The organism is Acinetobacter sp. (assembly GCF_036659555.1).
Lineage (GTDB): Bacteria > Pseudomonadota > Gammaproteobacteria > Pseudomonadales > Moraxellaceae > Acinetobacter.
Genome location: NZ_JAVXCI010000103.1, coordinates 1 through 10,593, shown reverse-complemented (window position 1 = coordinate 10,593; position 10,593 = coordinate 1). Strand labels below are relative to the sequence as shown.

The 10,593-nt window shown below is 52.4% G+C and carries 11 protein-coding genes; 3 read left to right on the top strand and 8 right to left on the bottom strand.

Annotated features, from left to right (window positions below):
• A partial coding sequence (locus tag RSA72_RS12575) for a beta-ketoacyl synthase N-terminal-like domain-containing protein (RefSeq protein ID WP_332633264.1) occupies nt 1-1,162 on the top strand: 1,162 nt, incomplete at its 5' end.
• A 23-nt stretch (nt 1,163-1,185) separates the two neighbouring features.
• Nucleotides 1,186-1,638, top strand: coding sequence for a protoporphyrinogen oxidase HemJ (hemJ, locus tag RSA72_RS12570; RefSeq protein WP_332623152.1), 453 nt, complete (start codon nt 1,186-1,188; stop codon nt 1,636-1,638).
• Between the two features lie 235 nt (nt 1,639-1,873).
• On the opposite strand, the gene RSA72_RS12565 is transcribed toward hemJ, so the two are convergent.
• From RSA72_RS12565 to RSA72_RS12545, 5 genes are all read right to left on the bottom strand, one after another.
• Nucleotides 1,874-2,980 (bottom strand): acyltransferase family protein, encoded by a 1,107-nt coding sequence (locus RSA72_RS12565; RefSeq protein ID WP_332623153.1) that lies wholly within the window; start codon nt 2,978-2,980, stop codon nt 1,874-1,876.
• 224 nt (nt 2,981-3,204) lie between these two features.
• Nucleotides 3,205-4,626, bottom strand: coding sequence for an amino acid permease (locus tag RSA72_RS12560; protein WP_332623165.1), 1,422 nt, complete (start codon nt 4,624-4,626; stop codon nt 3,205-3,207).
• Between the two features lie 143 nt (nt 4,627-4,769).
• A complete protein-coding gene (locus RSA72_RS12555) occupies nt 4,770-5,126 on the bottom strand; it encodes a RidA family protein (protein WP_332623155.1) in 357 nt (118 codons plus the stop codon).
• Nucleotides 5,127-5,181: 55 nt separating this feature from the next.
• Nucleotides 5,182-6,297 (bottom strand): alanine racemase, encoded by a 1,116-nt coding sequence (alr, locus tag RSA72_RS12550; RefSeq protein ID WP_332623157.1) that lies wholly within the window; start codon nt 6,295-6,297, stop codon nt 5,182-5,184.
• 41 nt (nt 6,298-6,338) lie between these two features.
• Complete coding sequence (locus RSA72_RS12545; RefSeq protein WP_332633262.1) at nt 6,339-7,604, bottom strand: D-amino acid dehydrogenase; 1,266 nt, start codon at nt 7,602-7,604, stop codon at nt 6,339-6,341.
• Between the two features lie 140 nt (nt 7,605-7,744).
• Here RSA72_RS12545 and RSA72_RS12540 point away from each other — a divergent pair, with 140 nt between their 5' ends.
• Nucleotides 7,745-8,212, top strand: a complete 468-nt coding sequence (locus tag RSA72_RS12540; protein WP_068908400.1) for an Lrp/AsnC ligand binding domain-containing protein — start codon at nt 7,745-7,747, stop codon at nt 8,210-8,212.
• 87 nt (nt 8,213-8,299) lie between these two features.
• Here the strand turns inward: RSA72_RS12540 and acpP are convergent, their stop codons facing one another.
• From acpP to fabD, 3 genes are all read right to left on the bottom strand, one after another.
• Nucleotides 8,300-8,536, bottom strand: a complete 237-nt coding sequence (acpP, locus tag RSA72_RS12535; RefSeq protein ID WP_005011841.1) for an acyl carrier protein — start codon at nt 8,534-8,536, stop codon at nt 8,300-8,302.
• 83 nt (nt 8,537-8,619) lie between these two features.
• Nucleotides 8,620-9,354 carry a 3-oxoacyl-ACP reductase FabG gene (fabG, locus tag RSA72_RS12530; protein WP_332623161.1) on the bottom strand — a complete coding sequence of 245 codons (735 nt, stop codon included), beginning with the start codon at nt 9,352-9,354 and terminating at the stop codon, nt 8,620-8,622.
• Entirely contained in the window at nt 9,351-10,337 is a 987-nt protein-coding gene (gene fabD, locus RSA72_RS12525) for an ACP S-malonyltransferase (protein WP_332623163.1), read from the bottom strand. Before fabD ends, fabG begins: the two co-directional genes overlap by 4 nt.
• Nucleotides 10,338-10,593 lie beyond the last annotated feature (256 nt).

Here is a 10,593-nt window from a genome sequence, read left to right as displayed (position 1 = left end):
TCACTCTTTGCAAAACGGGATTTCGGGAACACGTTTTAACCCCATTTATGCGGACATGAATTTTAAAAGCCATGTCAGCGCAGCCGCTGAACAGGACTTTGACGGCATTGACCGCCGCTTGAAGCGCTTTATGGGCGTATGTGCAATGTATGCCTACAATGCAGCAGTGGCAGCGGTTGAACATGCAGGCCTGACCGCAGAACAGATTGGCGGCAACCCTCGCTACGGCATTGCCGGCGGTTCAGGCGGCGGTTCTACAGCGTCTGTAATCGAAATGAAAGAGCTGCTGGACACCAAAGGCGCGCGCAAAGTCGGCCCGTTCTTTGTGCCGCGCAACATGTCCAACACCATTACCGCCAACGTCGGCGTTGCCTTTAAAATGCAGGGCATTGCGCACACCATCACCAGCGCCTGCGCAACTTCCGCAGATGCGATCGGCTATGCCTACAACCTGATTCAACTCGGCAAGCAGGACTTAATGCTGGCCGGCGGCGGCGAAGAAGACCACTGGTCGCAAAGCCTGCTGTTTGATGCCATGGGCGCGCTTTGCTCGAAATACAACGATACGCCGGAAACAGCGTCACGCCCTTACTCTGCTGACCGTGACGGTTTTGTGATTGCCGGCGGCGGCGGTTTTGTGGTGCTGGAATCTTTGGAGCATGCACAGGCGCGCGGCGCGAACATCCTAGCTGAAGTGGTCGGCTATGCTGCCAACTCTGACGGCGCGGATATGGTTGCGCCATCCGGTGAAGGCGCGACACGCTGCATCCTGATGGCTTTGGAAGAAGCCAAACAGCACGGCGCAGACACAATTGACTATGTAAATACCCATGGCACATCCACCCCGGCGGGCGATGTGACAGAACTGAAAGCCATGGAGCGCGCTTTCGGCGAAGGCCAAGTGCCGCCGCTCAGCTCAACCAAGTCAATGACAGGCCACAGCCTAGGCGCAGCCGGCGTGCAGGAAGCCATCTACTCCGTCCTGATGATGCAGAATGACTTTATTGCGCCGAACATCAACGTGACCGAGCTGGATGAGGGCGCGAAAGGCTTTGACATCGTACTTGAAAAACGCGACGCAAAACTGAATACTGTGATGAGTAACAGTTTCGGTTTTGGCGGCGTAAACGCCTGCCTCATTTTCAAAAAATGGGAAGGCTAAGCCGCCCATTTTAGGGTGACTTGATGGATGCTCCTTCTGATGCTTTCCTCTGGGTAAAAGCATTACATATTATTGCCGTGGTGTGCTGGTTTGCAGCACTGTTTTACCTGCCGCGGCTTTATGTTTACCATGCCATGAGCGATGACGCGGTCAGCCATCAGCGTTTTGAAGTAATGGAACGCAAGCTGTACCGCGGCATTATGTGGCCGGCAATGATCGCGACGCTGATCACCGCGCATTTTCTGGTGGACTGGGGCGATGCCACCCGCCATTATCATGAGGCGCTGTGGTTCTACCTGAAAGTCGGCTTGGTTGGCTTGCTGGTGATTTACCACTTTGCCTGCGGCTACTACCGCAAAAAGCTGATTGGCCATGCGCATTATAAATCGCATAAGTTCTGGCGCTTTTTCAATGAAATGCCAACCGTGATTTTATTGGCCGTCGTGATTTTAGTGGTAGTGAAGCCAAGCTTCTAAAAAACACCCAATAAAAGCCCCGATTCATTCGGGGCTTTTTTATATCCGCCAAGTCCCCTCTCCAGCACTCCCCCCAAAGAAGAAAATGCGCCACAGCAAAGCAACATTAAGAATATGCCAAGCTGCGCAGGCAGAATTCAATGCGGCGCCTTTTGCGCCATCATCCTATCCGCCCCCAAAAGCAAGCAAAGAGCCAAAACGCTGTGCCTTGCGGATGAAATTCACAGCGGACGCCTTAAGGCTTCAGCCATTTTCTGCGGATCTTCAGATTCAGCGGCGCTGAATAATATTTTTCAACCGCCCAGCTGAAAATAAACACCGCAGCAAAATACAGCGGCAGCAGCATCAGCTTTTCAGCAGGCAGCGTTTCCTTTGGGAAATACACCGCTTTCATCAGCCCCAAAATAATTAAATGAAACAAATACATTTCATAGCTGCGCTGGCCAATCCAGGCCAAAGCTTTTGCGGATGCCGAATTGGCTTCTGTTGTTGCATCCTGCGCAAAACAGAAAATTAAAATGGCCGCGAGCAGGGCAAAAACACTGATGCCCCAGGTGCTGACGTCTTTAATCGGCGCATAAAGATATAAAGCCGCCATCAAGGCGGAAACCGCAGCAGCCGTCAGCTTCGGATAAGGCATTGCGCCTTGAAACTTTTGCGCAGCCAAAGCCGTGAAGCAGCCGATGGCGATGCCGTCAAAGCTGGAAAAATAATGATACAGATAGGCGCCGCTCTCTGCGCCGGAATGCATGGCGCGGAAATACGGCGCATAGCAAATCACCGCCAGCAGCAAGGCAGCAAAGCCTTTGCCCCGGCCCAGCAGCACGCAAAGGAGCGGGAAAGCCAAATAAAATACTTCTTCGACCGATAAAGACCACAGCACGCCCAGCGCGTAATTGACCCAGCCGTATTCAATAATCAGGATATTCATCCAGAATGTGAAGGCCGCCGCCAGCGTCAGGCCATAAGGCACCTCTATGCCGTTCGGCGCCTGATTCATAAAGGGCTTAAGGCCCAAAGCGCCAAGCGCGGTCACCATCACCGCCAAAAGCGCTAAACAAGGCATAATTCGGGCAATACGGCGGATATAAAAATCCTTCAGCCGGATCTGCGCCAGCGAGCCGCTTCTCTGCAGGGTGTGCCGGGTAATCAGAAAACCGGAAATGACAAAAAACATGGTCACGCCGTAATTGCCATTGCGCGCCAGCAGCGTGCTGAGGCTTTCACCAAAAACCTGCACGCCTAAAAAAGTATCATGCAGCTTATAGGGAATATTGAAGTGGTGAAGCAGCACCAAAAGAATGCAGATGCCGCGGAGAACGTCTATTTTATAATTTCGCATACACCGCTTGTTCATTTATAAGTTTTTAAAGAAGCCCACTCAATGCCGCTGATGCAAGCTTTTCACATTCAAATCATCGCCATGACTTCAGTCCAGCAGAATGAGCTGTTGATTTTCATCATATTTTAAAAATCCTTTTAGGGCAAATAAGCGCTCCTCCAGCAGCTGGCGCGCATAAAAAAGCCCGCTTAGGCAAGCGGGCTTTTGAAAAGCGGATTAAAAAATTACGGCTGTTCCAGCGGGCGCTTTTTCACTCTCGGCAGGTACAGCACCCGGTAAGTCACCGCCAGAATCACCAGCCACAATGGACTGATTTTCAGGGCTTTTAAGGTATCCGGCTCCAAGCTTAAAATGACCAATGCGAACAGTAGAAAAGCCAGAACGATATAGCTCATCCACACGCCTCCCGGCATTTTAAAGGTCGAATGCACATGCTTCTGCGGCTGCAGCTTGCGGTAGCGCAGGTAGCACACCATGATCAGGCCCCAGATGCTGATAAACAGAATCACGCACAGGGAACTGGCCAGCGTAAAGGCTTCCACCGTATTCGGCACAAAGTACTGCAGGCCGGCGCCCGCCATAATGAACAGGCAGGAGAAGATTAGGCCTTGCGCAGGAACCGCGCGCTTAGACAAACGCGCCAGCGCCTGTGGCGCCTGGCCGCCGCGCGCCAAGCCGAACAGCATGCGGCTGGTCGAGAACACGCCGCTGTTCATCGAAGACATCACCGAAGACAGCACCACCAGATTCATAATGATGGCAGAAGTCGGAATGCCGGCATGCAGGAACAGCGATACAAACGGGCTTTGATCCGCTGGAATTTTATCCCACGGCGTTACCGACATCACCACAAACAGAGACAGCACATAGAACAGGATAATGCGCGTTGGAATGGCATTGACCGCCTTAGGCAGGTTCTTTTCAGGGTCTTTGGTTTCAGCCGCCATGGTGCCCAGCAGCTCCACGCCGACAAAGGCGAACAGCGCAATCTGGAAGCCGGCCAAGAAGCCGTCAAGGCCTTTAGGGAACATGCCGCCATGCGCCCAGACATTGCTGAAGCCCGAAACTGTGCCGTCCGGCGCATGGAAATGGTTGAATACCATGAAGCCGCCGATAAAAATCAGCCCTAAAATGGCTAAAATTTTGATTAATGCAAACCAAAATTCAATTTCGCCAAACAGCTTGACGGTCAGCAGGTTCAGCCCCAGCACAAACAGCACGCAGCCGGCGCTGATTAAGGCCTGCCCCATGGGGGTAAAAGCCATATCCGGCGGCAGCCAGAAGCTGAGATAGTTGATAATGGCCGCCAAGTCCGCAATGCCGACCAGAATCCAGCCCAGCCAGTATGACCAGCCGATATAGTATCCGGCGCCCGGCCCAATCAGGTCATGCGCCATATCAATAAAGGATTTGTAATGCAGATTGGACAGCAGGATTTCGCCCAGCGCGCGCATTAAAAAGAAAAACATCAGGCCAATAATCATGTAAATGAACAGAATGGATGGCCCTGCAAGGGAAATGGTTTTGCCTGAGCCCATAAACAGGCCCGTGCCAATGGCGCCGCCGATGGCGATCAGCTGCAAATGGCGGTTGGACAGCTTGCGCTGCAGCTCAGGAGGCGACGATTGCACGTCATCTTGATGCATTTGGCTCATTTTAATATCCTTATTTAATGCCTCCAACGGCGCGGGCAGCCACTGTGCCAGTGCCTGCCTGCGCAGCTCAATATCCTATTGAGCGCAAACTGCCGTTAAAAGCATGGAAGATTCAATACAAAAACTGCGCGGCCTTAAGGCTGCGCAGCAGTGACTGCAATTTCAATCAGCCAGTCCGGATTAACCAGCTCGGCCTGAATCGTGGCGCGCGCCGGCTTCGGGCTGTCTTTCAGCCATTCAGCCCAAATGGCATTAACGGTTTTAAAATCCGCAAGGTTTTTCAGAAACAGCTGCGCGGACAGCATGCGGGATTTATCGCTGCCGGCCTGCGCCAGCAGGTCATCAATAGTCTGCAGCACATCTTTGGTCTGCGCTTCAATGCTGCCTTCAGGGTTTTTCGGCACCTGGCCTGAAAGATAGACCACCTGATTAAAGACAGTGACAGCGCTCATAAAATCATTGCTGCTGATTCTTTGAATTTGCTCTGACATGGTTATGCTTCCTTGTAAAAGTTGGGTTTCTTGTAAACTGGGATTTCCTGAAAATTCAATGCGGATGAACCGCAAACGGCACGCGCTGCGTCACCGCGCACATCAGCTCATAGCCGACCGTGCCGGATGCGCGCGCGACCTCATCAATCGGCAGCACCGCGCCGCAGGACGACTTGCCCCACAGCACCACTTCCGCGCCGATATCGGCATCTGCAATAGCGCTGAGGTCAACCGCCAGCATATCCATGCTGACCCGGCCAATCAGCTGCGTGCGCTGGCCATTAACCAGCGCCGGCGTGCCGGTCGGCGAGATGCGCTGATAGCCGTCGGCGTAGCCGCAGGCCGCAATGCCGATGCGCATCGGCCGGTCTGCAACAAAGCTGGAGCCGTAGCCCACGCTTTGCCCGGCCTGCAGCTGCTGCACGGCAATGATTTCCGTGCGCAGGGTCATGGCCGGCTGCAGCTGCCAGTCCTGAATGCTGTGCACCGGATAGTCCGGCGAGCTGCCGTACAGCATGATGCCGCTGCGGGCAATATCCGACTGCAGTTCAGGGCTATGGCGCAAAATCGCCGCGCTGTTGCTGACTGTGGCAGGCGCAGGAAAGTCCTGAATGATCTGCTTGAATAAGGCGTACTGGTACTGAATGCCGCATTCACCGAAGCGCTCGCCGTCCGCATCTGAAAAATGCATCATATGCGTCAGGCTGCGGACAGTCTGCAGCTGCTGCAGTTCGCTCCAGGCGCTGCGGTAGGCTTCAGGCGTGAAGCCTAGGCGGTTCATGCCTGAGTTCATTTTGACAAAAATATTGAATTGCGCTTCAGGATGGCTATGCTGATACTGGCGCAGCCATTCAATCTGGCAAGCACTGTGAATGCTGAAGCTCAGCTGCAGGCGCTGGCAATCCGCCAGATCCTGCATCGAGAAAATGCCTTCCAGCAGCAGAATATCGCCCTGCCAGCCCAGCGCGCGCAGGCGCTCAGCCTCAGCGATATCCAGCAGCGCGAAGCCGTCCGCCTGCTTAAAGGCGTCATATACCCGCTCTATGCCATGGCCGTAGGCATTGGCTTTGACCACGGCATACACTTGCGACCCGGCAGCGCTGCGCTTGGCAATCTGCAGATTATGCGCCAAGGCGCTTAAGTGGATAATGGCTTGAATCGGGCGCGGCATCGGGTTCTTCCTTGAACATATTGCATAAGGGACATTTGAATTTAAGCAGCGGTCGCATGCGCGTAGCGCTGCAGCGACAGGCCGTCGGTGCTGATGTCAGCGGAATGGCCCAGCACCAGGTCACTGATCAGCTTTCCTGAACCGCAGGCCATGGTCCAGCCTAATGTGCCGTGGCCGGTATTCAGGAACAGATTTTTGTACTGCGTAGCGCCGATAATCGGCGTGCTGTCCGGCGTCATTGGACGCAGGCCGGTCCAGAAGCTTGCTTCAGCCAAGTTTCCGCCCGGGAACAAATCTTGAGTGACCATTTCCAAAGTTGCGCGGCGGTCTTGGTTTAAACCGTGGTTGAAACCGCTCAGTTCCGCCATGCCGCCAACACGGATGCGCTCATCAAAACGCGTAATGGCAATTTTATAGGTTTCATCTAAAACCGTAGACTGCGGCGCAAATGCCGGATCTACAATTGGAATCGTCAGTGAGTAGCCTTTTACCGGATACACAGGCAAATTCAGATTCAGCGGCTTTAAGAAATCGCGTGAATAGCTGCCGAAAGCCAGCACATAACGGTCTGCTGTCAGCACCTGGCCATCAACCACCACCCCTTTGATTTCATTGCCTTCAACCACAAGCTTTTCAACATTTTGGTTAAATTTAAAATCCACGCCCATGCCTTTAGCCAAGTTCGCCAAAGCATTGGTAAATAAATAACAGTCACCCGTTTCATCATTTGGCAGATGCAAGCCGCCGACAAGCTTATCTTTTGCATATGCTAAAGCCGGCTCGACTTTCGCCAAATCATCTTTCAGCAGCAGTTCGTAGTCAACACCGCATTCTTTTAAAACCTGGATATCACGCTGCACCGCATCAAGCTGCGCATCATTACGGAAAACCTGCAATGTTCCTTTCGCACGGTTTTCATAACTGATGCCTGTCTCTTTGCGCAGTTCACGCAAACAGTCGCGGCTGTACTCAGCAACACGGGTCATGCGCTCTTTGTTGATGGCATAGCTTTGCGGATTGCAGTTTTTCAGCATCTGCGCCATCCAGTTCAGCTGCCACATGCTGCCGTCGATATTGATCGCTAAAGGCGCATGATGCTGGAACATCCACTTCACCGCTTTAAAAGGAATACCGGGGGCAGCCCAAGGCGTCGAATAGCCGGGAGAGATCTGGCCGGCATTGCCGAAACTGGTTTCTTCCGCAGGCCCAGCCTGGCGGTCCAGCACAGTCACTTCCGCGCCTTGCTTCGCCAAATAATAAGCGCTGGCTACGCCAATAACACCACTGCCTAAAACAATTACACGCATAGCCTTGACCTCGACCCTGTCCCTAGTTTATTTAACTAGTATATTTTTGGATCAATAGTTGAATTTGCTGTTTTTAGGGCTTTCTTTCAGTGAATTCACTCGTTTTGTCGCGGTTTTACTCAAAACACAGGGAATTATAAATGCGTAAATTAGACCGTATCGACCGCATGATTTTGGACATTCTGCAGAAGAATGGACGCATCGCCATCAGCGAGCTGGCGGCCAAAGTCAACCTGTCTACCACCCCCTGCTCAGAGCGGGTCAAGCGCCTGGAGCGCGACGGCATCATTATGGGCTATTACGCCCGGCTGAACCCGGAACTGGTGGATAAGCGCCTGCTGGTGTTCCTTGAAATCAAGCTTTCCGCCAAGTCGGGCGATGTATTTGAGCAGGTGGCGCGCGATCTGTCCGAGATTCCCGAAGTGCTGGAATGCCACCTGATTTCAGGCGACTTTGACTATCTGGTGAAAGCGCGCTTAAAGGAAATGAGCACTTACCGCAAGCTGCTGGGCAACCTGCTGAAAAAACTGCCGGCCTCCGCCTCTTCGCACAGCTATGTGGTGATGGAGGAAGTCAAGGAAGGCCTGTATCTGGATCTGGACGTTTAGCGCTGAAGTTCACGCAGGCCTGCGCGCAATAAAAAAAGCCGCCAAAACTGGCGGCTTTTTTTATTCAGCAAAGCTGAAAATCAGGAATTAACCCAGTTTCTTAGAAACATAGTCAATAGCTGATTGCACTGTTGTGATTTCGTTAGAATCTTCATCCGGAATTGTGATGTCGAAGTCGTTTTCGAAAGACATAACCAGCTCAACCAGGTCAAGAGAGTCAGCACCTAAGTCATCCATAAAAGATGCTTCGTTTTTAATCTCGTCAACTTTAAGGCCAAGTTGCTCAGCAACCGCTTGTTTAACGCGTTGTTCGATATCGCTCACAGGAATTCTCCTCATTGCTTGTGGCGTTTTTAATGCCGTTAGTTTAATTGAATATAAAAAGTTTGGGAAGTTTATACTTGAGCTTAACTCATGTATAAACCGCCATTTACATGCATTACAGTGCCAGTAATGTAGCTTGCCTTGCCTGAAGCCAAAAAGCTGACGGCATTGGCAATATCCTGAGGCTCACCCAAACGGCCTAAAGCCACCTGATCGCTCATTTTCTTGCGAATCTCTTCGCTCAACTTTTCAGTCATTTCTGTCGCAATAAAGCCCGGCGCCACACAGTTTACCGTGATCTGGCGGCTGCCCATTTCTTTGGCAAGGCTACGGCTGAACGCTTCAATGCCGGCTTTAGCCGCTGAATAGTTGGCCTGGCCCGGGTTGGCGAAATGCGCAACCACAGAACTGATATTAATGATACGGCCGAAACGCGCCTTAGTCATGCCTTTCAGCACGCGCTTGGACAGGCGGTAAACCGCTTTCAAATGAATATTCAGAATATCATCCCAGTCATCTTCAGACATGCGCAGCAGCAGGTTGTCTTTGGTAATGCCGGCATTATTGACTAATGCAAGCACCGGGCCGTAATTCTGCTCAATCTCTGAAACCAAAGCGTCAATCGCCGCGCCGTCGCGCACATCCAGCGCTTTGCCGGCGCCATTTTCGCCAAAGGCGGCGGAAAGCTTTTCTGCGCCGGATTCAGAAGTTGCCGTGCCTACAACAAAATAACCGTCTTGAATCAGCTGCTGAGCGATGGCTGCGCCAATCCCCCGGCTCGCGCCTGTCACCAGTGCGACTTTGCGTTCTTGTGTCATGCAATTTTCCCTTCAGCCACTAAGATGGCGTTTAATGCGTCTTCCAAACGACTCTTGGTGTCGAGCGGAAATGCTTTTTCGATATTCGGCAAACGTTTCGCAAGATTCGCCAGAACATTGCCCGGACCGCATTCAGCCACATACTGAATGCCCTGATCCTGAATGAGCTGCATGGTCTTGGTCCATTGCACCGATTGATACAATTGCGCAGTCAATGCCTGGCGCAATTGCGCCACATCAGCGGCAGCTTCTGCGTTGACATTTTGTATTACAGGAATGCGCGGCAGCTCAATGGCAGTTTGTTCCAAAGCTTGCGCAAACTGCTCAGCAGCCGGCTTCATCAGTGAACAGTGCGACGGCACAGACACCGGCAGCGCAATCGCTTTGCCGCCGTTTTCCTTAGCTGAAGCCATGACCGCTTCAACCAAAGTCTTGTCGCCGGCAATCACCACCTGGCCATTGGCATTGTAGTTGGCCGCTTCAACCGAGCCGCGCCCCTGCATATTGGCCTGCTCGCACAGCTCCAACACCTTGGCGTCGTCCAAGCCTAGAATCGCCGCCATCGCGCCCTGCCCCTGAGGCACTGCGCTCTGCATCAGCTTGCCGCGCAGGTGCACCAATTTTACCGCATCGCCCAGGCTCATCGCTCCGGCAGCCACCAATGCGCTGTATTCCCCCAGAGAATGGCCAGCCATGCATTTCGGCACCACGCCGCCCAATTCCAGCCATACGCGCCATAGCGCAATACTGGCGGTCAGCAGCACCGGCTGGGTAAATTCAGTCTGATCCAGGCCTTCGCCGCTTTGCGCAATGTGCCACAAGTCAAAGCCAACCGCTTCCGATGCTTCAGCAAACGTCGCCTGCACACCGCTAAACTGTTCTGCAAGCTCTGCGAGCATGCCGGCTTTCTGCGAGCCTTGACCGGGGAACAAAAATGCAGTTTTGGTTGCCAAAGACGCTTGCCCAAGTTGTTTAGCAGACATAAAAAAATCCTTTAATTAAGATATGCTGAAGCATGATAGACGCCCAATACTCCAGCAAGCTCTCATATAAGCCCGTATATGGTGCGGAAATTTAGCATTTAATTTTGCTTTTAGTAATTGCCAAATACAACAAAAAACGCGGACAAAAAAAGGGAGCTTACGCTCCCATTTTTTCTACTAAGCTTGACGCTTAATACATCATCAATTATTCAGCAGATGCTTTAGCGAATAATTGACGACCACGGTAGATACCATC

What these genes read in the sequence shown, in the direction of transcription:
- hemJ (WP_332623152.1), top strand. Translation starts at nt 1,186, where the DNA reads ATGGATGCTCCTTCTGATGCTTTCCTCTGGGTAAAAGCATTACATATT.
- RSA72_RS12565 (WP_332623153.1), bottom strand. Translation starts at nt 2,980, where the DNA reads ATGCGAAATTATAAAATAGACGTTCTCCGCGGCATCTGCATTCTTTTG.
- RSA72_RS12560 (WP_332623165.1), bottom strand. Translation starts at nt 4,626, where the DNA reads ATGCATCAAGATGACGTGCAATCGTCGCCTCCTGAGCTGCAGCGCAAG.
- RSA72_RS12555 (WP_332623155.1), bottom strand. Translation starts at nt 5,126, where the DNA reads ATGTCAGAGCAAATTCAAAGAATCAGCAGCAATGATTTTATGAGCGCT.
- alr (WP_332623157.1), bottom strand. Translation starts at nt 6,297, where the DNA reads ATGCCGCGCCCGATTCAAGCCATTATCCACTTAAGCGCCTTGGCGCAT.
- RSA72_RS12545 (WP_332633262.1), bottom strand. Translation starts at nt 7,604, where the DNA reads ATGCGTGTAATTGTTTTAGGCAGTGGTGTTATTGGCGTAGCCAGCGCT.
- RSA72_RS12540 (WP_068908400.1), top strand. Translation starts at nt 7,745, where the DNA reads ATGCGTAAATTAGACCGTATCGACCGCATGATTTTGGACATTCTGCAG.
- fabG (WP_332623161.1), bottom strand. Translation starts at nt 9,354, where the DNA reads ATGACACAAGAACGCAAAGTCGCACTGGTGACAGGCGCGAGCCGGGGG.
- fabD (WP_332623163.1), bottom strand. Translation starts at nt 10,337, where the DNA reads ATGTCTGCTAAACAACTTGGGCAAGCGTCTTTGGCAACCAAAACTGCA.